Source organism: Facklamia sp. P13069, from assembly GCF_050409405.1.
In the GTDB taxonomy this organism is placed as follows: Bacteria; Bacillota; Bacilli; order Lactobacillales; family Aerococcaceae; genus Facklamia.
This window is the reverse complement of the sequence record NZ_JBNUPN010000013.1, coordinates 14,850-35,294: the sequence shown is the minus strand read 5'-3', so window position 1 is coordinate 35,294 and position 20,445 is coordinate 14,850. Positions and strand designations below refer to the sequence as shown.

Annotated in this window: 23 protein-coding genes and 3 pseudogenes; 17 read left to right on the top strand and 9 right to left on the bottom strand. The window is 35.4% G+C overall.

The genetic code is table 11. The annotated features are described in order from the left end of the window. Positions 1–215 precede the first annotated feature (215 nt). From ACQV2T_RS05305 to ACQV2T_RS05280, 6 genes are all read left to right on the top strand, one after another. Positions 216–1,871: an ABC transporter substrate-binding protein/permease gene (locus tag ACQV2T_RS05305; protein ID WP_428875797.1), complete on the top strand. Its 1,656-nt coding sequence runs from the start codon at positions 216–218 to the stop codon at positions 1,869–1,871. Beyond that, positions 1,864–2,616: an amino acid ABC transporter ATP-binding protein gene (locus tag ACQV2T_RS05300; RefSeq protein ID WP_428881652.1), complete on the top strand. Its 753-nt coding sequence runs from the start codon at positions 1,864–1,866 to the stop codon at positions 2,614–2,616. The genes ACQV2T_RS05305 and ACQV2T_RS05300 overlap by 8 nt, the downstream gene beginning before the upstream one ends. A 119-nt stretch (positions 2,617–2,735) precedes the next feature. Further along, complete coding sequence (locus ACQV2T_RS05295; protein ID WP_428875795.1) at positions 2,736–3,476, top strand: tRNA threonylcarbamoyladenosine dehydratase; 741 nt, start codon at positions 2,736–2,738, stop codon at positions 3,474–3,476. A 27-nt stretch (positions 3,477–3,503) separates the two neighbouring features. Further along, positions 3,504–4,304 carry a TatD family hydrolase gene (locus tag ACQV2T_RS05290; RefSeq protein WP_428872702.1) on the top strand — a complete coding sequence of 267 codons (801 nt, stop codon included), beginning with the start codon at positions 3,504–3,506 and terminating at the stop codon, positions 4,302–4,304. 27 nt (positions 4,305–4,331) lie between these two features. Beyond that, positions 4,332–4,868 carry a GNAT family N-acetyltransferase gene (locus tag ACQV2T_RS05285; protein ID WP_428893329.1) on the top strand — a complete coding sequence of 179 codons (537 nt, stop codon included), beginning with the start codon at positions 4,332–4,334 and terminating at the stop codon, positions 4,866–4,868. A 168-nt stretch (positions 4,869–5,036) separates the two neighbouring features. After that, positions 5,037–5,480 (top strand): hypothetical protein, encoded by a 444-nt coding sequence (locus ACQV2T_RS05280; RefSeq protein ID WP_428875791.1) that lies wholly within the window; start codon positions 5,037–5,039, stop codon positions 5,478–5,480. A gap of 61 nt (positions 5,481–5,541) precedes the next feature. Here the strand turns inward: ACQV2T_RS05280 and ACQV2T_RS05275 are convergent, their stop codons facing one another. The 3 genes from ACQV2T_RS05275 to ACQV2T_RS05265 form a co-directional block, all read right to left on the bottom strand. Beyond that, positions 5,542–6,618 (bottom strand): YeiH family protein, encoded by a 1,077-nt coding sequence (locus ACQV2T_RS05275; protein WP_428891674.1) that lies wholly within the window; start codon positions 6,616–6,618, stop codon positions 5,542–5,544. Between the two features lie 105 nt (positions 6,619–6,723). Further along, the gene (locus tag ACQV2T_RS05270; RefSeq protein ID WP_428881657.1) at positions 6,724–7,065 is read right to left on the bottom strand and encodes a hypothetical protein; all 342 of its coding nucleotides are present in this window, start codon (positions 7,063–7,065) and stop codon (positions 6,724–6,726) included. A gap of 11 nt (positions 7,066–7,076) precedes the next feature. After that, positions 7,077–7,484 carry a helix-turn-helix domain-containing protein gene (locus tag ACQV2T_RS05265; RefSeq protein WP_428872707.1) on the bottom strand — a complete coding sequence of 136 codons (408 nt, stop codon included), beginning with the start codon at positions 7,482–7,484 and terminating at the stop codon, positions 7,077–7,079. Positions 7,485–7,726: 242 nt separating this feature from the next. On the opposite strand from ACQV2T_RS05265, the gene ACQV2T_RS05260 reads away from it, so the two are divergent. From ACQV2T_RS05260 to ACQV2T_RS05250, 3 genes are all read left to right on the top strand, one after another. Then, the gene (locus ACQV2T_RS05260) at positions 7,727–8,122 is read left to right on the top strand and encodes a class I SAM-dependent methyltransferase (RefSeq protein ID WP_428885323.1); all 396 of its coding nucleotides are present in this window, start codon (positions 7,727–7,729) and stop codon (positions 8,120–8,122) included. Beyond that, positions 8,068–8,613 carry a hypothetical protein gene (locus tag ACQV2T_RS05255; RefSeq protein WP_428885322.1) on the top strand — a complete coding sequence of 182 codons (546 nt, stop codon included), beginning with the start codon at positions 8,068–8,070 and terminating at the stop codon, positions 8,611–8,613. Before ACQV2T_RS05260 ends, ACQV2T_RS05255 begins: the two co-directional genes overlap by 55 nt. Positions 8,614–8,723: 110 nt before the next feature. Beyond that, positions 8,724–10,076 carry an MATE family efflux transporter gene (locus ACQV2T_RS05250; protein ID WP_428872711.1) on the top strand — a complete coding sequence of 451 codons (1,353 nt, stop codon included), beginning with the start codon at positions 8,724–8,726 and terminating at the stop codon, positions 10,074–10,076. Between the two features lie 26 nt (positions 10,077–10,102). Here ACQV2T_RS05250 and ACQV2T_RS05245 read toward each other — a convergent pair whose 3' ends face one another. From ACQV2T_RS05245 to ACQV2T_RS05230, 4 genes are read right to left on the bottom strand one after another with little or no spacing between them, the layout of a single operon-like run. After that, the gene (locus ACQV2T_RS05245) at positions 10,103–10,711 is read right to left on the bottom strand and encodes an alpha/beta hydrolase (protein WP_428872712.1); all 609 of its coding nucleotides are present in this window, start codon (positions 10,709–10,711) and stop codon (positions 10,103–10,105) included. A gap of 9 nt (positions 10,712–10,720) precedes the next feature. After that, positions 10,721–11,332 (bottom strand): flavin reductase family protein, encoded by a 612-nt coding sequence (locus ACQV2T_RS05240; RefSeq protein ID WP_428872713.1) that lies wholly within the window; start codon positions 11,330–11,332, stop codon positions 10,721–10,723. 13 nt (positions 11,333–11,345) lie between these two features. Beyond that, positions 11,346–12,245, bottom strand: a complete 900-nt coding sequence (locus ACQV2T_RS05235; protein ID WP_428872714.1) for a VOC family protein — start codon at positions 12,243–12,245, stop codon at positions 11,346–11,348. Positions 12,246–12,248: 3 nt separating this feature from the next. Then, positions 12,249–13,208: a VOC family protein gene (locus ACQV2T_RS05230; RefSeq protein WP_428872715.1), complete on the bottom strand. Its 960-nt coding sequence runs from the start codon at positions 13,206–13,208 to the stop codon at positions 12,249–12,251. Between the two features lie 335 nt (positions 13,209–13,543). Between ACQV2T_RS05230 and ACQV2T_RS05225 the strand changes: the two are divergent. The 6 genes and pseudogenes from ACQV2T_RS05225 to ACQV2T_RS05200 form a co-directional block, all read left to right on the top strand. Next, positions 13,544–13,684 (top strand): annotated as a pseudogene (locus ACQV2T_RS05225) (FeoA family protein); the annotation flags it as partial. A 28-nt stretch (positions 13,685–13,712) separates the two neighbouring features. Further along, positions 13,713–13,901: a FeoB small GTPase domain-containing protein gene (locus tag ACQV2T_RS05220; RefSeq protein ID WP_428881659.1), complete on the top strand. Its 189-nt coding sequence runs from the start codon at positions 13,713–13,715 to the stop codon at positions 13,899–13,901. A 61-nt stretch (positions 13,902–13,962) separates the two neighbouring features. Next, positions 13,963–14,055 (top strand): annotated as a pseudogene (locus tag ACQV2T_RS05215) (hypothetical protein); the annotation flags it as partial. 534 nt (positions 14,056–14,589) lie between these two features. Beyond that, entirely contained in the window at positions 14,590–15,390 is an 801-nt protein-coding gene (locus ACQV2T_RS05210) for a D-alanyl-D-alanine carboxypeptidase family protein (RefSeq protein ID WP_428893328.1), read from the top strand. A 95-nt stretch (positions 15,391–15,485) separates the two neighbouring features. Continuing rightward, positions 15,486–15,632 carry a hypothetical protein gene (locus ACQV2T_RS05205; protein WP_428893327.1) on the top strand — a complete coding sequence of 49 codons (147 nt, stop codon included), beginning with the start codon at positions 15,486–15,488 and terminating at the stop codon, positions 15,630–15,632. 60 nt (positions 15,633–15,692) lie between these two features. Beyond that, positions 15,693–15,923, top strand: a pseudogene (locus ACQV2T_RS05200) (hypothetical protein); the annotation flags it as partial. 1,225 nt (positions 15,924–17,148) lie between these two features. Here the strand turns inward: ACQV2T_RS05200 and ACQV2T_RS05195 are convergent. Continuing rightward, positions 17,149–17,337, bottom strand: coding sequence for a hypothetical protein (locus ACQV2T_RS05195; protein WP_428872720.1), 189 nt, complete (start codon positions 17,335–17,337; stop codon positions 17,149–17,151). Positions 17,338–17,784: 447 nt separating this feature from the next. Between ACQV2T_RS05195 and ACQV2T_RS05190 the strand changes: the two genes are divergently transcribed. Then, the gene (locus ACQV2T_RS05190; RefSeq protein WP_428872722.1) at positions 17,785–18,723 is read left to right on the top strand and encodes a linear amide C-N hydrolase; all 939 of its coding nucleotides are present in this window, start codon (positions 17,785–17,787) and stop codon (positions 18,721–18,723) included. A gap of 102 nt (positions 18,724–18,825) precedes the next feature. On the opposite strand, the gene ACQV2T_RS05185 is transcribed toward ACQV2T_RS05190, so the two are convergent. After that, on the bottom strand, positions 18,826–19,479 hold the full coding sequence (locus ACQV2T_RS05185) for a metal-dependent transcriptional regulator (RefSeq protein WP_428872723.1): 654 nt from the start codon (positions 19,477–19,479) through the stop codon (positions 18,826–18,828). Between the two features lie 227 nt (positions 19,480–19,706). On the opposite strand from ACQV2T_RS05185, the gene ACQV2T_RS05180 reads away from it, so the two are divergent. Further along, complete coding sequence (locus ACQV2T_RS05180; protein WP_428872724.1) at positions 19,707–20,438, top strand: metal ABC transporter ATP-binding protein; 732 nt, start codon at positions 19,707–19,709, stop codon at positions 20,436–20,438. The last annotated feature ends 7 nt before the right edge of the window (positions 20,439–20,445 follow it).

Here is a 20,445-nt window from a genome sequence, read left to right as displayed (position 1 = left end):
TATGAATCAAAGGAGTTTTTTGATCTGTTTTTTTAGAAAAAATAGAAATACTATTACAAAAAATATTAACATTTCGATCTGTCTTATTAAGAAGCTTTAATAATAGTCTATACATTCAACATTTTTAAATAATAGTCTATACATTCAAAACTTGACCAAATTTACTATAAAAGGTATATTTATTTTTTATAGTAAAAATTACGAGGAGGATCAGAATGGAACAGAATCAAGGACTGTTTAAAAAGCTCAGTGTCTTAATCTTAATGTTTATATTGCTTTTGCCTGTTAAAATGATTGTAGGTGCTGAAGACAAGAAGTTATCAACTATTAATAGTGAACAGATCCAAGAAGGACTTGAAGATCCTGGTGTTTTAAAAGTAGGAATGGAAGCTAATTATTCACCTTTTAACTGGTCGCAACCTTCTCTAGTAAATGGAGCGCTCCCTATTTCTAACTCTAAAGGAGAGTTTGGCAATGGCTATGATGTCCACATCGCACAAGAGTTAGCGCAACAGTTAGGTTTGGAATTAGAAATTGTAAAATTAGAGTGGGATGGTCTACCTCCAGCTTTAAATTCTGGTAAGGTAGATGCTATCATTGCTGGCATGTCGGTCACACCAGAGCGTAAGAAGGAAATTGACTTTTCTGATAATTATTATGAAAGTCAGATGGTCCTGGTAGTTCGCAAAGATTCTGATTTTGTCGATGCTCAATCCATCGAAGATTTTTCAAACGCTAAAGTAACCGCTCAGCTAAATACCTTCCATTATGGCTTAATCGATCAAATACCTAATGTCCAGAAAGGGACAGCTTTGGATTCTTTTCCAACCATGATTTCTTCCGTCCTATCAGGTAAAATTGATGCTTATTTATCGGAAGAACCAGGAGCCATGGCTGCTGTAGCTGCTAACACCGACTTAACTTATGTAAAATTTACTAAAGAGAATGGCTTTGATCTGAGTCAGGTAGATACAGGAATCGCGATTGGTTTACGTAAAGGAAGTCCTTTGGTGGAACCAATTAATCAAGTTTTAAGTCAGATTGATGAAGAGGAACGGATAGCATTGATGAAAGAAATGGTAGAACTCAATCAAAGTCAAGAAAACCTTAGCTTTTGGCAAGATGTTCAGGCTTTGTGGGCTAGTTACGGTAATCAATTTATTCGTGGTGCCTTGAACACTCTATTCATTGCGCTGTTTGCAACCATTGTGGGGTCCGTAATTGGACTCTTGATTGCAGTGATCCGTTCGATGAAGGACTTGTTCCAAAAAGGTCGCCCTTCTTATTATTTGTTTAAAGTAGTTGATTTTCTTTTAGTTACCTACATCGAAATTTTTAGAGGAACACCGATGATGGTTCAAGCCATGTTAATTTTTTATGGTCTAAAACTTTTCTTTGATATTGATCTTTCTTCAATGACAGCAGCTTTATTTATTGTTTCAATTAATACAGGTGCCTATCTATCTGAAGTCATGCGTGGAGGTATTCAAGGGGTGGATAAGGGACAATATGAAGGGGCCAAAGCAATTGGTATGACCCACGGACAAACCATGCGACATGTGGTATTACCGCAAGCTGTCTTATCGATTCTACCAACTTTAGGAAATGAGTTTGTGATTAATATCAAAGATACTTCCGTTTTAAATGTTATAGCAGTGACAGAATTGTTCTTTGTTTCCAAGTCTGTCGCAGGATCGACCTATCAGACTTTCCAGACCTTCTTGATTACCTCAGTGATTTATTTTGTTTTAACGTTTACGACCACTCGTATTTTAAATTTAATTGAGAGAAAGATGTCAGGTTCTCATTCTTATACAGTTGTTCAGTCTTCATCCACAGAAGCGGTCAAGGGGGTGAAAACACATGACTAATGAAAATAAAATCTTAGAGATTGCTCACTTATCTAAAAAATTTGGGGACAACTTAGTCTTAAAAGACATTGATTTTAGCGTGAAACAAGGAGAGGTCATCTCTATTATTGGCTCTTCAGGTTCAGGAAAATCAACCCTTCTGAGATGTCTCAATCTTCTAGAGCAACCGAGCGGAGGGGATATTTTTTATAAAGGCAAGTCAGTGATGACCAATCATTACCCTTTGAATCACTATCGAGCAGAAGTGGGAATGGTTTTCCAACAGTTTAACCTTTTTAATAATATGAATGTTTTGAAGAATTGTACCATTGGACAAGTTAAAATCTTGGGACGGACAAAAGAAGAAGCAGAGCAAATTGCTATGGCCAACTTGACTAAGGTGGGTATGGCTCCTTATGTCAATGCGCGTCCTAAACAATTGTCAGGTGGACAACAGCAAAGAGTTGCTATTGCTCGGGCTTTATCAATGGATCCAGAATTATTACTGTTTGATGAGCCGACTTCAGCGCTTGACCCAGAAATGGTAGGAGAGGTATTAGATACCATGACCCAATTAGCAAGAGAGGGTCTGACAATGATAGTAGTGACTCATGAAATGGCTTTTGCCCGTGATGTTTCTAGTCGGGTTGTTTTTATGGACAAAGGTGTAATTGTGGAAGATGGCTTAGCCCAGCAAGTGATTAATGAGCCCCAGCATGAGCGAACTAAATTGTTCCTAAGTCGTTTTCATAAAGAGCAAATGTAAGAATTAATAGACCTAAAAGAGGTGATCTTTATGACCACCTCTTTTAATAAGATCTAATTAGAGCGATGGTGTTATAATAAAAAAGCAGCTAATAAACTTAAAAGATTAAGGATGATGTTATGGAAGCAAAAATACCAACAAGACTCTCAAGGGTGAGCCTGCTCTTAAAAGAAGAGGGCCTAAGTCGGTTAGCTCAATCAAGAGTGGTAGTATTGGGGCTAGGCGGAGTAGGTTCTGCTTGTGCTGAGGCGTTAGCTCGAGGAGGAGTAGGCTATTTAACGATAATTGATGGAGATATTATTGAAGAAAGCAATATTAATCGTCAAGCTTTAGCCTTTTCATCAACCGTGGGTAAGGTTAAAGCAGATGTTATGAAAGCGATGATCGCTGAAATCAATCCGGACTGCCAAGTGGATGCCCGTCAAATATTTCTAACCAAAGAAAATATTGAGGAAATTTTAACTGATCTAGCAGGAGTGGATTATATAATTGATTGTATTGATACTATCTCTCAAAAATTAGAAATTGCAGCCTTTTGTCAAAAAGAAAAATTGCCCTTAATTTCATCTATGGGGGCAGCGAATAAATTAGATCCGACTTACTTAAACTTTAGTAAAATAGAAAAGACCTCTTATTGTCCCCTTTCAAAGATTATACGTCTAGAGTGCCGTAGAAGAGGCATTAAAAATTTAGAGGTTCTTTATTCTAATGAACAACCCTTCAAAGTTGAAAATCCTACTGGCAATACAAAATCACAAACCTTAGGTTCGATGAGTTATATGCCACCAATTATGGGAATGATGCTAGCAGGAAAAGTGATCCGACGTTTGGCAGGGAAGGAAGAATATAAAGTTTGGTAAATCGAAGTAAGAAGGAGAGGAGAGACTATGAATTTATTAGATAGTCACTATCACTTTGATTTTATAAAAGACCAACAGGCTCGTCAGTTATTTTTAGAAACAATTGCTAAAGAAAAGCTTAAAATTGTGGCTCAAACTGTCACACCCTCAGGTTTTATTGAGTTAAAGGATAGCCTCAAAAAAATGGATTGTGATCAAAAGTTTCTGCCTTATTTATCTTTAGGTTTTCATCCTTGGTGGATTAAGTCTAAGGAACAAGCGAATAAGGAGTTAGCTATCTTTCAAGGGGAATTAGACCAATCTCTTTTAATAGGAGAAGTCGGTTTAGATTTTTCGACCAATGGATTGGAAAAAGCGGATGAGGACTTACAGATTTATGTTTTCTCAAACATTCTATCACTATTAGCTGAGCGTTTAGATAATCATTATGTGTTATCAATCCACGCAGTACAATCAGCTTCAAAAGTATTGGACTTAATAGAAAGTCATTCTGCTAAGAATATTACGGCAATTTTACACCGCTTTAATGGAACCAGTGATCAATTAACCAGACATCGAGATCAAGGAGGTTATCTATCTGTTCATCCGACGATGTTAAATACAAAAAAAGGACGCGCCTATGTTCAACAAATAGCTGGAGATCATATTTTACTTGAGAGTGATTGGCCAAGGGAGGATAAGATTATTTGTGATAGAAAAGAAGTTCAGCATATGGCTAAATCTTTAAAAGAACTTCTTAGGCAAACCGTCATAGATTTATCAGCCATCCGACAAGAAGAGATGGGACCAGTTATCGCTAGGACGCAAGCCAAAATTTATAAAGTATAAAATCACTTTGAAAGGGATAAGCCTAATATGAATATCGAACTTGTTAAGTTAGAGAAAAAACATCAGCTACTATTAATTGAGATGATCGAAGAATGGAAAGAAGACATAGAAAAAAATCAAACAGATGGTTCGCCATCGGCCATCTTTCGTCATGATCCACATGATTTTGGAGGATATATTAAGAGTATAGAAGATAAAGAAGCTGTACACTCAGACCGTGTACCGGATTCGACCTTTTTTTGTCTCGACCGCAATCGGAATGTTTTGGTAGGGGCAGTGAATATTCGCCATTATATAAATGATGGCCTTTTACTAAAGGGTGGACATATAGGAGACGGTATTCGACCGAGTGAGCGACGCAAAGGTTATGCCACAGCAATGATAGGATTAGCACTAAAAGAGTGTAAACGAATCGGTATAAAAAGGGTTTTAATGATTTGTAATAAAGAAAATATTGGGTCCGCGAAATCCATTCAAAAAAATGGTGGCGTTTTAGAAAATGAAGTAGTTTATCCTGATGGCACTGTCGATCAAAGGTATTGGATAGAGCTAAGGGATGAATAATGAAGTATTATCTTTTCAAAAATTGTTCTATTTTTTGAGCATACTTAACTAGAAAATGATGTGTTAAAGACAAAGTATGTGGTGAGTCGTTAAAAACAACTTGCAAAGGGCTTAAGGTATTTGTTAGAGTAAAAAAGTTAAAAACACAATTAGAAAGGTGACATTATTTTGCATTCGATAAACTTTGAAACATTTAAACGCTTTGCTTTTCCCGTTCATCTTGGAATTATCATGCCCTTAATTATGACTGCCATGCAGGGGCAAGTCGTATTCCCTGAAATGTTAGTTAAACTATCTGTTCTTTTACCCGTTTCAGTAATTCTTGGGGCTTATCTTCTTGATATACCAAAAATGTCTGAGCAATTCAATGAATTACTAGGTATCCAGCATCCAGAATGGTTAAAATTCGTAGTGGGACAATTCCCACCCGCCTTGATCTTTTCTTTTGTCATGGGCTTTCTTGGAGTATGGATGGAAGCGGGCATAAACGGCCAAGCTTTTTTGGGTGTTTTAAAGGGGCTTCCCTTAACAGTTTTTATCTCTATGATTATTCAAATGCTCGTGAGCCTATTGATTGATAAGGGCTATCAAAAATGGTTCTTTTCAAATTAAGCAGTTAATTAAATAGAAAAGAACGGTTAACTAGATAATTCTACTAGTTAACCGTTTTTGATTAAGGAAGATTACTATAAAAAGTAGCGGTTAGAGCTTGAACGGTTAGTGAAACGAGACTGATAGCTATCCAACAAGAGAGGCCAAGTAAAATGGGTTTCTTTCCTTCTCTAATTAGTTCACTTAATTGAGAGTTTAACCCGATAGCCGCCATAGCCATACTGATAAAAAATTTAGCGAGAGTTTTTATCAGGGGAATAAACTTTTCGACGTAACTATAGGTAAATGCATTTGTTGGAAGAAGGTCCACTATGGAAGTGACTAAGGCAGCTAAAATAAAATAGAGAATAAATGTAGGAAGTAAGTGAAAAATAGTGGCTTTTGCGTGTTCATTTTCCTTACGAGCTTGCATCAAAGATAGACCTATCGTAATGGGAATAATGGCTAGTGTTCGTGTTAATTTGACCGTTACTGCAGCAGATAGGATGCCTTCCACTTGATAGAAGCTTTCTGCTGTCGCTGCTGCGGCAGTCACTGAAGAAGTGTCATTAACTGCAGAACCTGCGAAGATAGCAAAACCTTCTGTTCCTAATCCTAAGTTATAACCTAAAGTAGGGAAAATCAAAGCAGCCAGTACATTAAAAATAAAAATAATTGAAATAGCCTGAGCAACTTGCTTATCATCTGCTTCAATAACTGGAGCAGTGGCTGCAATTGCAGAACCTCCACAAATAGCTGATCCGACACCAATTAAAGTCGCTAATTTCGTTTCCATCTTAAATTGCTTATGAAAGAACCAAGCAACCAGTAGCGCAATCGAGATAGTAGCAACTATTACAGGTAAGCTTTTGCTACCAACTTTAATAATCATTGAGAGGTTCAAGGAGAAACCTAATAAAACAACTGCCCATTGTAGGATGTTTTTCGCTGAAAAGCGAATACCGAGATGAAAAATGGCATGATTAGCTAATTGGGGCTGAATGAGACTGATGATCATGCCTATTAAGATAGCAAAGACGGGTGCTCCAATAATCGCCAGTGAAAAGTTTCCAATCGATACACTAGCTAAAAGGCTAGCAAAAATAGCAATCAAGAAACATAAAAGAAGTCCTGGAAGTTTATTTTTTACTGAGTTCATGTAAAGAGATCTCCTTTAATTTTATATCACATCTATCCTACCAAACTTTATTAATTAATAAAATAACAAAAACCCTACTTTTTCTAATAAAGATAGGCGAACTAGTTAGGCATAGAAATAAACAATGCAGATAAGTAGGATAATCGTCCCACAAAGGTGGCAAATAAGAGATATACTAGCTTCTCTTTTATATTGCTTCATTAAGAGTTGATCATAGGAAGTGAGTTTATCTTTAGGAAATTTCCTTCTGCCGATAAGATAGAGTAAGATATTTGAAGAGTTGTTTCCAGCGATATTAAAAATACCCCAAAATTTGGGATGTTTTAACCCTCGCGCCTTAGCATCAATAATAGTCATTTTATAGATGAAGTAAGCTAATAAGCTGCCAGAAGCCAGCGCAATGGTAGCGACAATTACAATTATAAATATTTTGATAGTTTCATTCATTTTTACGCCTCCTATATTCTTTGAATGATTTCATGAATAATGATTCCTGCCGTTATGGCCATTATAATAAAAATAGCAAGTAGCCATTCGACATGGTTAGGCATCAGGTGATGGAGTATGAATAGTGCTAAGATGATAGTTAAACTAATTAAAATAATCTTAAATAAATGTTTGTTACTACGAACTACATTTGAACTTTCTTGATAATGATTAATCAATTTTTCGTCTCCTTTCATCAATTGATCCAGACTGATTTGATAAAGATTGCTAAGGTCTATGACACTCCGAATATCAGGGTAATTTTTCTCGTTTTCCCAATTTGAAACGGATTGCCGAGTTACTCCGATTTTTTCTGCTACTTCTTCTTGAGTTAAATTTGCATGCAAGCGTGCTGTTTTGAGTTGTTGGCCAAGACTCATAATGTCGCCTCCTTCTGTTTTAAATTTAGCATTTTCACATGATATGTCTAGCGAAAGTCTTTTACATTCGTAAAATAATAGTGGAAAAGATGTTTTACATGACCCTATCATCTATTTTAAGACCTTGATGGGCAAATTTAATCAAAAATTACTAATAAATGATATAATAGGCTCTGTTAAAAAAACTGAAAACACAAAATATCATGTTTGAAGTTAAGTTGGAACGAAAAGAGGGGGATACAATGAACAGGTTAAATTTTTGGTCTAACCAAGTACAGGGAATTCAAACGCTCTATTCTAGTCGTAAACTACGTTTTAGTAAGGAAAATGCCAATGCTTATCAAACCATTTTTAATATCGATCAAAAACTTCCTCTTAGAATTTTAGAAATAGGTTGTGGGCCGGGTGCTTTATGTCAGGTATTAAAAGATTGGTACCCGAATGCCAATGTAATTGGATTAGACCGCGATCACAACTTTATAGAATTTGCTAAAGAAAACATTCCTGAAGTTGAATTTTTAGAGGGTGATATTTATAAGCTTCCTTTTGAGGAAAATAGTTTGATGTTATTCTTTCGAATACAGTGGTTGAGCACATTGAAACAAACACTTTCTTTAAAACACAGTATCATTTATTAAAATCCGGAGGAGTCTGTCTTTGTCTCAGTCAAGCTCAAGGGGTCATTCACCAAGCACCGGCTTTGCTTTCTTTTAATGAAGATGAAAATACCTTTTGGCAGCAGATTGAAGTCTTAACAAACGGCCAAGATGATAGTATCCAAACTTTTCAACTAGGTAAGTATAAATTAAACGAGCAAGAATTGCCTCAAATAATGGAAAAGTTTGGTTTCCAAGACGTCTCAATGTCCTATGTTACGACTCATTTGACCCCGGATAATCCACAAGTAAGTGATCGCTTGGCTCATGCGATGATTGAGAGCGACCGTCTCGGTGATCTTGAAATATTGAACAGATTATTCAAGAATCCCCTTTTAAAAGAATTACAAAAAGACATTGAACAAATGATTGCAAAGACCAATCAAAAGTATGATAAAAGATGGGTGCTTTATCAAAAGGGCCAAAACAGTGGGATACGAAGATTTCTACTACCAACGTCCTTAGAGGAATAAAATGAAGCCATTAAAACTTATTGAAAGATCTTTTTTCTTTCACTAAGTTTTTGGTGATTGTAATTAGTGCTTCAACTTGTTACTATTTATTGAGATATGGAGGAGTAGCAATGAGAAATTTAGATTTATTAAACGGTAAGATATTTAAAACAATGTTGAAATTATCGACGCCTTTAATGTTAACTGCTTTTATTCAAATGACTTACACTTTAACCGATATTGCCTGGATTGGAAGACTCTCTACTGAGGCTGTAGCTGCAGCAGGACAAGTTGGCTTTGCTTTGTGGATTGCTTCGAGTTTGATGTTGATCCCTCGAATTGGAATGAGTGTCCTGACGGCACAAGCCTATGGGGCACGAGATGAAAAGACAGCACGCTCTTATATTAACAATGGTTTTTGGTTAGCCCTTATAATGGGACTTGCTTTTGGAGGCCTCTTAATTTTATTTAAAGATCCCTTTATTAATTTCTTCCAATTAGAAGATGACGTCAATCAACTGACTGAAGAATATTTGATTGTGATTGCTTCGGGTGTTTTTTTATTTTTTATTAACCCTGTTATATCTGGAGCCTATAATAGTTTAGGTAATAGTAAAACACCTTTTGCCGTCAATACTCTCGGACTGGTTATTAATATTATCTTAGATCCCATCTTAATTTTTGGCTTAGGGCCTCTTCCAGCCCTAGGGATTAAAGGGGCTGCTATGGCAACTATTTTTGCTCAGTTTATGGTATTTATTTTGTATCTTTATGCTATTTATCGCCAAGGAGATTTACTTTACCGCAGTCGCATCCACTTGTGGTCATTTAACAGTAAGAATCTAGGGCAAATCATTAAAGTAGGACTACCACCTTCTATTCAGTCGAATGCACACGCTTTAGTCAGTGTGTTACTAAATCGTTATGTTGCTTCCTATGGTGCTATGCCTTTAGCTGTTACCAGTGTGGGGTCAAACATTGAATCCATTTCATGGATGACCACTGAAGGTTTTGCAGTAGCGATTACGGCTATGGTAGGGCAGAATTATGGAGCTAAACTTTATGAACGAGTAGAAGGGATTTATCAAACGACCATTCGCTCCTTATTAGCCATTGGTTCATTTGCGACCTTAGTTCTTATCGTATTTAGAATGCAGTTCTTCAAGCTATTTATACCAGATGACCAGCAAGCTATCGCTTTAGGAGCTGTTTATTTACTTGTCTTTGGTTTAAGCCAATTATTTATGAGTTTTGAAATTGGTGGAAGTGGCTTCCTTAACGGTTTAGGAAATACTCAAGCCCCTGCAACTGTGAATACTGTTTGTAATTTGTTGAGAATCCCATTTGCTTGGCTGTTTATGCCTAATTATGGTGTGGTTGGAGTTTGGATTGCTATGTCTCTTTCCACTGCTTTAAAAGGAATAATTATTTACTTATTAGCCCGTAAGAATTGGAAAAAGCTCTACCTGTCTCATGCTAATTAGACATAAGAAAGTAGAGCTTAAATTAATTAATTATTCTCTTTTAAATTTGACACCCAATCTTTAGCATCTTGCACAATTTGAGGCGTAATTTGATGGGTATGTACCCATTCAATGGATAGGTCTGCTTGAACGTTTGTTAATTTTTTAATTAAGTCATTGTTTGCTTGCATACTACAGATTGGATCTGCCTCACCCATGGATAAGAAGAGTTGATGGTTTGATAAATCTTTCTGCTGATCAATGGCCATAGGGTAGAGTGGGGCAAATAAAATTCCTTTATTAAAGCTTTCTGGATAGTGAATTAAGATATTTAAAGCAATATTAGATCCGTTTGAGAAGCCAATAAATATTACTTTACTTAAATCAAATCCTTTTTCACTACTCATCTTTTTGATGAATTCAACAAGCTCATCACTTCTTTCCGCTAGATCTTCTAAATCATAGAGACCTTCGGCCTTCCGTTTAAAATAACGGAGGGCTCCATTTTCGTTAACAGTTCCTCTTATAGAGAGAATATTAGCTGAAGATGAGATTTCTTTGGCTAAAGGAATAAGGTTAGTTTCGTCTCCTCCTGTACCGTGTAACAGGACAAAAGTGTATTCAGCATTATCAGCTGCGTGATAGATATATTCCATAATTACCTCCTACTTTGGTCTTTCAAGTTGAATGGTCTGTCCTAAAGTTGCATAATCATTACCCGCTAAACGACTGATCGGTTTTAACTGATCAGCAAGCACATAAGAATTCTGGTAAACTTCCTCAGAAAGATGGAAATGTACTACTCGCATCAAGAATAAGTCAGCTGAAACTTCTTTACCATTTGATGATGGGATCTCGATGTGTTGGTGTAATACTGTTTCATACCTTACTTTCATCTCAGCTATACCAGGCGTTTGAATTGTTTGACTGCTAGCAAGAGTGAATTGGGTTAAATCCAATTCACTCTTATTTTTTGGCAAATTGCTAGCTGTCAAATTGACTTCTTGTAAATTTTCTTGGTCTACGATGTGGAAAACGGCTTCTTTATTAGCTAGGATGTTTCGAGCGGTATCCTTCATCTTACCTTTTCTTTGAATGGACACCATGAGGATGGGTGGATTGTAAGCTACCATATTAAAGTAGGAAAAGGGTGCTAAATTTAAGCTTTGATCGTCATTTTGTGTGGCTATCATTGTAACAGGTCTAGGGATGACTGAACCAATTAAAACCTTATACTGATCTTTAGGTGATAAGTCTGTAACTTTATAAGATAACATATTATCTACTCGCCTAATCCACTATAAATTTAGGTAAAGATGACTCGATTTCTGAACGCTTAGACTCAAACTGTTCAGGTAGTTTTAATTGACTACCTAAATGATCGAAATCTTCATCTACTTGGAAGCCAGGTTCTTTAGTAGCAAATTCGAAAATGATGCCACCTTTTTCTCTTAAATAAATCGATTTAAAGTATTTACGATCTTTGACAGGAGTCAGATGATAATTCGCTTCTTTTAAATGGTCATGCCAAGCTTGAAGGTCAGTCAATCGATCAACTGACCAGGCTACATGATGAACAGTGCTTATGCCAAAACGTCCTAGTGGTTGTGCCTTTTTTAAAAGTAACACACGGTGTTTTTCAGGTCCGCTTAATTCGATGTGTAGGTATTCGTCAGCTTCTTCAACCAATTTGGCCCCCATTTCACGTGTTAACAAGTCAAGAGTCCCTTGAGGGTTGGTAGATAGGAGTACCAAGCCATAGAAACCGATAATTTCATTATTGTCTGAGCTTGTCTCAGCTTCGACTAAAGCAATATCTAGATCATGAGGATCTGAAAATTCTAAAGTGGCTGCAGAGAACATATTACTCTTATGATAAGTAATCTCATGTTTTTCTAATTGATTTTGCCAAGCTGTGAGGCTGCCCTTAGGAATAGAAAAAGCAATTCTTCCGACTTGCCCCCCGCCTTTTGTCCCTTTATGGTCATTATCCCATGGGAAGAAGGTCATAATTGTTCCATTATCAACCTTCGAATTCGCAAAATAGGTATGATAAACAGAAGGGTCATCAAAATTGACAGTTTGCTTAACAAGTTTTAAACCGAGGACTTTTGTATAAAAATCGTAGTTTTCTTGCACATTACCCACTATGGCACTAATATGATGAATACTTTGAATTTTATCAACCATGATTTATTCCCCTTTCCAAACAGTATCAAATGGGCGAACTTGACTTTCGATTGATTCTCTTTGACCTTCTAAGAATGGTGGTAAAGATAAGATTTCACCCAGATTCTCATAAGATTCGTCTCCCATAAAGCCAGGTCCATCAGTAGAGATTTCAATTAAAATGTGACCGATGCGAGCGTATAAAGCCTTAAAGTAATAGCGATCAACCAAACCAGAATTTCCAATTTCTAATTTTTGGTAACGATCTGCCCAAGCTTGAATCGCTTCGTCATCGGCTACTCGGAAGGATACGTGGTGAACAAGTCCATAACCTTGCTGCACTTGTGGAGTTTCAACGTCTTTGCGTAGAATAACTTGACCACCGTGTCCGCCTTCACCAACTTCTAAGAGTGCAACATCGTCATGTTCTTCGACAATACGCATTTCATAGATAGTTGTTAAGGCAGCTTTGAATTCTTCAAAGTAACCGACAGTAATTTCAATAGGCCCAAGGCCGTAAATAGCAAATTCTTCAGGAATAGGACCGTTTTTCCAAGGAATTCCTCCAGGGATACCCTCATTATTTTCATCTGAGAAGATTTGATAGGCTTGGCCATCTTCTTCTTCAAAAGCTAATACTTTGCTACCGAATAATTCTTTAATACCTTCATGTTTAACATTTTTTTCTTCAAAACGTTTTAAGTAATATTCTAAAGCCTCATCAGATTTTACACGCAAACCAATACGGGAAATTGAGTTTGTTCCTTTAACGCCTTCTGGTAAGTTAGGAAAATCAAAGAAAGTTACATCCGTACCAGCATTTCCACGGTCATCAGCAAAAAAAGTGTGATAAGTATGGATATCATCTTGGTTAACTGTTTTCTTAACCAAACGTAAGCCTAAAGTTTTTGTCATAAAGTCATAGTTTCTTTCTGCGCTATTTGTCATAGCTGTCACGTGGTGGATTCCTAATAAGTTGTTCATAAAATTTCCTCCTTTAAATTTAGAGAGTCAAAGCATTTAATAAGATTCGATTTTGTTATCTCGAATTCGAATTAAATTTAACATGAATGAACAGAAAATGCAAGCATTTTGTCTCGAATTTTACATTTCGCATTGTTTTATTATTTATTGAATGGTTTTAGTATAAAATAAGAGTGTGATGTTGATAAGGAATGTGTCTTGCAGTCAGTCTGTAATTTGCTAAAAGTGTGACGATCGAAATGTTATCTTATGATAATGAAGATTTTGTAGCTTTTAGTCAGCTGAAAGTCAAATCGAGAGCGAAGCTTATAAAAGTAGAAAGTGAAACTTAATTTAGAAAGTGCATTAGGGATATGGAAATTGCAAAAAATGCAATCATTGAGCTTGTTAAATTGGCACCTTTAGGAGATCCACTCGAAATTCGAGTGAGAGGTTATCAACTTTCGATTCGTAAGAGTGAAGCTAAATTAATTTAAACAACCCTTTTATCGGGAGGAGCGAAGCATGCGTAAAATTACCTTATTAGCTAATCTTAACTGTGGGAAGACCACACTTTTTAATCTGCTCACCGGATCTAATCAAAAGGTCGGAAATTGGCCGGGCGTGACGATTGATAAAAAGAGGGCTAATTTTAAACGAATCCTACCACGGTCATTGTTGATTTACCAGGCATTTTTTTACCTTCCTATATAAAAGAAACTTTGTCACATGATTATCTATTAGATGAGCAGGCTGATATGATTTAAATGTAGTAGATGGGAATAGATTTGAAAGAAGTTTTTATTTAACTATCCAATTATTAGAGTTAGGAATCCCACTGGTTATTGTAGTGAATAGGGCAGCATAAGTTAAAAAAAGCATTGAATTAGATTCAATAGTTTTATCAGAATTCTTTCATTGAGTTGTTCTTTTCATTTCTGTTAATGAATTTTAAAACCTTTATGATTCTTTTCATAATTGTAGGAGGTTTAATTTATCTCCTAAAAAAGAATGGTAATCTTTTAAAGCCGGAAAGAACAAGTGGACATCTTGCACTGTAACGGATTGTCCTTTGGCCGGATTGAATGTTAAAACACCCACCAATATAGTAGGATGTTCCTGTGATAAAGTATCTGATGAAGAGCGACTAGTTATTCAAAGAGAAATTGCTCAGGCCAAAGTTAAATTTCAAAAAAATTAATAACTAACAGCTCTACTCTTTATATTGGTTTAGGCTGTTTTTGAATTAAAATAGAAATTTCCGTTCTTGACTTGACCGACTTTGAAAAGTATGAGACTCTAAAAAAGAAATAATAAAATAGAGAGGGCGTTTTGGATGCGAGATTTATCTTTTTTTAAAAAATCGATAATAATACTTACACTGATCAGTCTTGTAAATCTTTTGTATCCATATCAAGTCCTGGCTTTGGAGGCTTACTATTCTAAAAGTATTTATGTTTATAATTTAACAGAAGACAAAACCGAGTTGTCTTTAAAAGCCAACGTCTCTCGTAAACCTGCTTCCTTAGTAAAAATTATGACAACACTTGTTGCACTAGAACATATCGATAATCTATCAGCCTATGCTCCAGTGGATGAAGCCAGTTACTATCAGGCCATAGAAGAAGGCGCAGCTATGGCGGGTTATTATCCTTATGAGTCAACCACTTTTCGTGATTTGCTCTATGGCACCATGCTTCCTTCAGGAGCTGAAAGTGCAAATTCATTAGCACTTAATGTAGCCGGATCCAAAAAGACTTTTATTAAGTGGATGAATGAAAAAGCTGAAGAATTAAAATTAAAAAAAACTAAGTTTAAAAGCGTGGATGGCATGGATCAAGCAGGTCAAGTAACTACTGCTAAGGAAATCGCTATGTTATTGAAAGAAGCTTTAAAAAATGGTCATTTTGAAGCAATCTTTAAACGTAAAGACTATTTATCGACGGCAACTAATGCCCATCCCTCAGGTGTTTATATGGAAAGTACTGTTTTCAAAAAATTGCGGGAATTTTATCAAGACGGTTTTGAGATTACTGGTGGCAAATCTGGTACTACCTATGGAGCCGGCTTATGCTGGGCCACTTTAGCTGAAAAAGATGGTAAAGAATATATAGTGGTTGTCATGGGTTCAGAATTAAATGATCTTAATAACCGAGTAGAAGGACAAGTGTTGGATACACTTAAAATTCTTTCAGAACTATAGTAAAAAACGGAAGAAAACTTATAAATAATATTAAAAAGGACTCTCAAAATGTACTGACCTCCTAAATCCGGATACGGAATTAGGAGGTCATATGTATGTCTAAAGATAATTTTGACTGGCGATTAAAGGTAGTAATAGAAAAGGAAAAGGGTGACAAGCGATGGAAGAAAAGAGCCATCGCGAAGATATGGATTGAGTTATGCAAGCTTCAGGAATTAATTGTTTATCAGAAACTGCTTTAGAATCTTTTCTAAAGTGTGGGATAGCTTCAATGTTAATGAGGGTAAAATGTTCAAACTTATAACGCTATTCCATCGTTTTCAAGAGGTGAATTTATAGTAGATAATCCCGAAGACATAAAGAAAGTTCATGAGCTAGACTTAGAAACGGGGCAAAGGCTGTTCCCTGGTCGACAAGTTTTAGTAGTTACACAAGCAGACAACGAAAATGCATTCCTATATAATCACATTGTTATAAACAACCCGAATCCAATTGGTGTATCAAACTATCAAGATCTAATAATCGTTTGGTAAATATACAGCCTAAGCACGACGAAATACTAGGAGAATTTGGTGCGAATGTAATTACTTATCAAAAGATAAAGCGATTAATTGTAGAACGATTAGCGAAATTAAAACAGCTGACAAGGGTAAATGTGTTTGGAAAGACGATTTAAGAGAGAATCCTAGAATCCCTAGCCAATTCTGAAGTTGTGACCATGAAGAAGTTTAAAGAGGATATATTATTAAATTATAAAGTAGATGCGAGGGAACGAAAGCATGGTAATTTATCCTATTAATTATAGACGAAGATTTTATAGAGCAAAAAATAAGAGCTGATAAATTGGGAACTCTTTATGCTAAAGAAAAACTTCACTTAGCTATTGAATGAAATACGCAAGGTCAACCAAAGCCCGCAGGAAAGAAAACTGCACAAAAGAAATCGTCAGCAATAAAACGCTCACCAATCACACAAACGTCTCTAATAAACGTACAAGTGGTAGAAAACGACGGAAACAAAGATTATAGCGATCTGTTCAAAGAAGAACCTACACAAACAACAAAAAAGTTAAGAAGAAGGTTAAACCTAAAAAAGAAGATACACCAGCTTTTAAACCAGCAAATAATGAAGATTTTTACGATGTAAAGAGAAAGTCTGCTAAATCGATAGAAGACGTACAAAAAATAGTAAAAGAAAGATACGAGGAAGCTTTGATAGATAGCAAGTACAAAGAAACACTAGAATATAAGATAACTAAAGCCAAGGAGGAAGAAGCAAAAAAACAAGAACTACGTGATAGATAATTATTTACTTAATATCAAAAAATAAAAGTAGCTCTCAAAAGCTGAAAACTACTTTAAACAAATATTAACTTTACAACTTAAGACAGCTAACTAGCTTGAATACTCTGAGGACAGACACCAAATAAAGGTAAATAAGTGAGTAAACTTATAACAGCCGTAAGAATACCAGCTATTTTATAAAACTTCTTTTTTCATTCATCACTTTCCTTATACCAAAGAAAGACAAAAATACCTAATAATATAGAAGCTAATACTAAAATACTTTAAAATTAGAAAAAAAGAATTCATTAAAAGTTAGTTTTTAACTCTAACTTTTTGGAATCACCTTATAGCCAATTTGATGTGGCTGTTTTTATCTAGTTTAAAGCTTTTTTATAGATTGCTCTGGATACTTTCAACGTATGATTTTTGTGTTCACCAATTTTAGTAAATTTATTGGCCTCAAGTTAATTGACTAGATAGTTGATATATTATGCTTTAAGATCAATTTCTGTAAGCTAGCAGGCAATCCAATTGGCTGGAAGAAATTGCGTGTGGTTTCAATAGCTGTTTTTTCTTCTCGTCTGATCTTTTTAACCGTTAAAACTTTACTAATGATGATTGAGAAGGTATCGATAGGATCACCATTAAAAGCAGCAGTCATAAATTACTCCCACCAATGACCGCCCCCCTCCTGTGGTTAAAATAAAGTTCAAGCTTTCAGATTTTATTTTATCTACTGTTTTCAGAAGTTTTTCATAATATGAGATTGCACACAATCTCATAGACTTCACTCCAGTGACTTTGCCTCAGAATGATTACTATTTTATCGAAGCTAGCAACTTTTAGACAGTTTCTCAGCCAAAAATGATTAATACTCTGCTATTATTGGGAATTGACTGGACAATAATGTGTCCTAATTAAATGAGAAATGTGATGGATTATAATATATGAAGTTTCTAATCGTCATAGCTAAGCCTTCTGTTATTTAATTTTTAAAGTAACAATCTTTTAAAAGCACTTTTAACGCTTATCGGATCTAATAATGCTATACTGAGAATTCGAGCTGATCATTTAGTCGGTTGATACTAAAGATAGAAAGGAAATATCTATGTGTACAGGAATTAAAATTAATTACCCCGGCGGACATGTTGCAGGACGAACAATGGATCTGGAAGCACCCGTTGACTACAATATACTTTACTTGCCTAAGGGGTATCCGGTAGCTGAAAATTTGCTAGGCGGCTTTCACCATTCTCAATATAAGATGCTTGGAGTTGGTTTTCGAAATATGGACCCTTTAAAGGATGGGGTCAATGAGCATGGTCTGATTGGAATCACCAATGATTTTGGAGGATTTGGCTTATATGATAATCAAGTAGATAAAAAGAAGAACAATGTTTCTGCTTTTTATTTTATGAATTATATCTTAGGTAATTGTCGCAATGTTGATGAAGTCTTAGCGATTTTACCGACCGTTCACATCTCAAGTCATGATATGAATGGAAATAAAGTCATCACACCAATTTTCCACTTTATGTTTTCAGACAGTCAGCAAAACTGCATTGTGGTTGAGCCTGAAAAGAAAAAACTAAAAGTCTACCAAAATCCTTATGGCGTCATGACCAATGCACCAAAATTTCCTTCTCATCAAAAACTTTTGCAAACTACTTTTAATCAAGAAAATTTGAACCAATTTAATGCTGCTAAAGACCTACCTGGTGGATATGATCCAAAATCACGTTTTTTAAAAGCTTATTATCTAGCACAACAAACACTTGATAATCATGACAGTCAGTCTGCCTTTGGCAATCTTTACCGCGTCTTATCTTCTGTTGCTTTACCTAAAGGCTTTATCCCTAACAAAAAATATCATTCTTACACACATACTGTTTATTTATCTGCTTATGATAGTCCATCAAGAAGGTTGACCATTCAATCCGCTCAAAATCAAATGGTTTATTCAATAGTTTTTGATGACATCGAAGATTTAAATCGAAGACAGGCCATATTCTTGCCGGCTGGATTTACTTATCAAACACTTAAATAAATTAAAGACGCTGGAAGTTATCCAGCGTTTTTTTATGGTGATAGGATGCGAAAGTGGGTATATTTTATTTGCCAATAGACTCATCTTTAATAGTCTTAGAAATTAAATTTTTTCGCAGAAAATCAATTCTGCCATATCGAAACTAAAATAGGCTGTTTGATCATCGTTATATGAAAAAATAAAAATACGATTTGTGTCATCAATCTTATCTAGGTGAATTCTTTGATTTAATTCAAGATTAATTTGTTGTAAGTATTCTAGTAGTTCATGTTTATCGATACAGCGACGAAACACTAGGTGGTCACCTTCACTAAATGATGATAGAGGTGTCCGATAAACTTCTTGATAATTATCAATTGTGGGAATAATACTTCCATGAGGACAAAATTTTGGATAATCTAGCAGTTTTTCTAATTTCTCAAAAAAATAGTCACTTTCTAAATGTTCAATGGTTTCAGCATCGTTGTGAACTTGAGTGATGTCATATTTTAAGATTTTCATTAAAAAAAGTTCGGCAATGCGATGTTTACGCACAACCTTAATCGCACTTTCTAATCCTTGTCTGGTTAAACGCACTCCTTTATAGGCGATGGATTCAACAAGATTGTCTTCAACTAATCGGCTAATCATATCGGTTACAGACGGAGCTGAAATATTTAAGCTGTCCGCAATTAATTTATTTGAAACATATTCTTCACTACCGTTCAAACTGAAAATAGCTTTAAGATAGTTTTCTTTGACATTGGATCGTTTCATTATCTCTCCCTCTTTCATAAGCTTTTAATACCTTAGTCTTTCTTAGTGAATTTTCTTAGTAAATTTAGTATAACACAACTACAATTAACTAGACTAAAATAGTTTTTCACCAAACAAAATTATGCTATAGCAATCACAAAACAAAAATATTAGACCCTCCTAAATAATTTATTGCTTAAAGGTAAAAAATAGTGTACACTCTTACTAGTGAAGAAAGGAGTATATATATGATTCAAATTAAACATTTGAATGTTGATTATTTTGGGCACAAAGCACTAGTCGATGTGAACCTTGATATCCCATTTGGATACAGTGAGGGTATTATAGGGCCGAATGGCGCTGGAAAATCAACCTTAATGAAAGCAATGTTAGGAATTATTCCTAGCAGTGGAAAAGTGACTTATAATGGCGAGGACATTAAAAATAAATTAAGAAAAATTGCCTATGTTCCTCAAAAAAGTGACTTAGACTTAACTTTTCCCATTACAGTTGAAGATACTGTTTTAACAGGAACTTACCCTAATTTACCATTATTTAAAAGACCAGGTAAGAAGGAAAGAGAAATTGTGGATTACTGTTTGGAGCAAGTAGTGATTGAGGATATTCGAAAAAAACAAATTAGTAATCTATCTGGTGGTCAGCTACAAAGGGTGTTTATTGCTCGAGCACTGGCTCAACAAGCAGAAGTTTTCTTTTTAGATGAGCCTTTTGTTGGGATTGATCTCAAAAGTGAGAATATTATTGTGGACATTTTGAGGCAATTGCGCAGTGAAGGGAAATCGGTATTAGTGGTCCATCACGATCTTCATGAGGTGCAGTCATACTTTGATCGACTTTTAATTTTAAATAAATCAGTCATCGCTGAGGGAGCAGTTAAAGAAGTGTTTACTAATGCGAATATTCAAGCAGCCTACGGAGGCTCATTAGGAAATGTTCAAATAAAAGGGTTAGGTGATTAAATTGACA

What these genes read in the sequence shown, in the direction of transcription:
- ACQV2T_RS05305 (WP_428875797.1), top strand. Translation starts at nt 216, where the DNA reads ATGGAACAGAATCAAGGACTGTTTAAAAAGCTCAGTGTCTTAATCTTA.
- ACQV2T_RS05300 (WP_428881652.1), top strand. Translation starts at nt 1,864, where the DNA reads ATGACTAATGAAAATAAAATCTTAGAGATTGCTCACTTATCTAAAAAA.
- ACQV2T_RS05295 (WP_428875795.1), top strand. Translation starts at nt 2,736, where the DNA reads ATGGAAGCAAAAATACCAACAAGACTCTCAAGGGTGAGCCTGCTCTTA.
- ACQV2T_RS05290 (WP_428872702.1), top strand. Translation starts at nt 3,504, where the DNA reads ATGAATTTATTAGATAGTCACTATCACTTTGATTTTATAAAAGACCAA.
- ACQV2T_RS05285 (WP_428893329.1), top strand. Translation starts at nt 4,332, where the DNA reads ATGAATATCGAACTTGTTAAGTTAGAGAAAAAACATCAGCTACTATTA.
- ACQV2T_RS05275 (WP_428891674.1), bottom strand. Translation starts at nt 6,618, where the DNA reads ATGAACTCAGTAAAAAATAAACTTCCAGGACTTCTTTTATGTTTCTTG.
- ACQV2T_RS05270 (WP_428881657.1), bottom strand. Translation starts at nt 7,065, where the DNA reads ATGAATGAAACTATCAAAATATTTATAATTGTAATTGTCGCTACCATT.
- ACQV2T_RS05265 (WP_428872707.1), bottom strand. Translation starts at nt 7,484, where the DNA reads ATGAGTCTTGGCCAACAACTCAAAACAGCACGCTTGCATGCAAATTTA.
- ACQV2T_RS05260 (WP_428885323.1), top strand. Translation starts at nt 7,727, where the DNA reads ATGAACAGGTTAAATTTTTGGTCTAACCAAGTACAGGGAATTCAAACG.
- ACQV2T_RS05250 (WP_428872711.1), top strand. Translation starts at nt 8,724, where the DNA reads ATGAGAAATTTAGATTTATTAAACGGTAAGATATTTAAAACAATGTTG.
- ACQV2T_RS05245 (WP_428872712.1), bottom strand. Translation starts at nt 10,711, where the DNA reads ATGGAATATATCTATCACGCAGCTGATAATGCTGAATACACTTTTGTC.
- ACQV2T_RS05240 (WP_428872713.1), bottom strand. Translation starts at nt 11,332, where the DNA reads ATGTTATCTTATAAAGTTACAGACTTATCACCTAAAGATCAGTATAAG.
- ACQV2T_RS05235 (WP_428872714.1), bottom strand. Translation starts at nt 12,245, where the DNA reads ATGGTTGATAAAATTCAAAGTATTCATCATATTAGTGCCATAGTGGGT.
- ACQV2T_RS05230 (WP_428872715.1), bottom strand. Translation starts at nt 13,208, where the DNA reads ATGAACAACTTATTAGGAATCCACCACGTGACAGCTATGACAAATAGC.
- ACQV2T_RS05220 (WP_428881659.1), top strand. Translation starts at nt 13,713, where the DNA reads ATGCGTAAAATTACCTTATTAGCTAATCTTAACTGTGGGAAGACCACA.
- ACQV2T_RS05205 (WP_428893327.1), top strand. Translation starts at nt 15,486, where the DNA reads ATGTCTAAAGATAATTTTGACTGGCGATTAAAGGTAGTAATAGAAAAG.
- ACQV2T_RS05195 (WP_428872720.1), bottom strand. Translation starts at nt 17,337, where the DNA reads ATGACTGCTGCTTTTAATGGTGATCCTATCGATACCTTCTCAATCATC.
- ACQV2T_RS05190 (WP_428872722.1), top strand. Translation starts at nt 17,785, where the DNA reads ATGTGTACAGGAATTAAAATTAATTACCCCGGCGGACATGTTGCAGGA.
- ACQV2T_RS05185 (WP_428872723.1), bottom strand. Translation starts at nt 19,479, where the DNA reads ATGAAACGATCCAATGTCAAAGAAAACTATCTTAAAGCTATTTTCAGT.
- ACQV2T_RS05180 (WP_428872724.1), top strand. Translation starts at nt 19,707, where the DNA reads ATGATTCAAATTAAACATTTGAATGTTGATTATTTTGGGCACAAAGCA.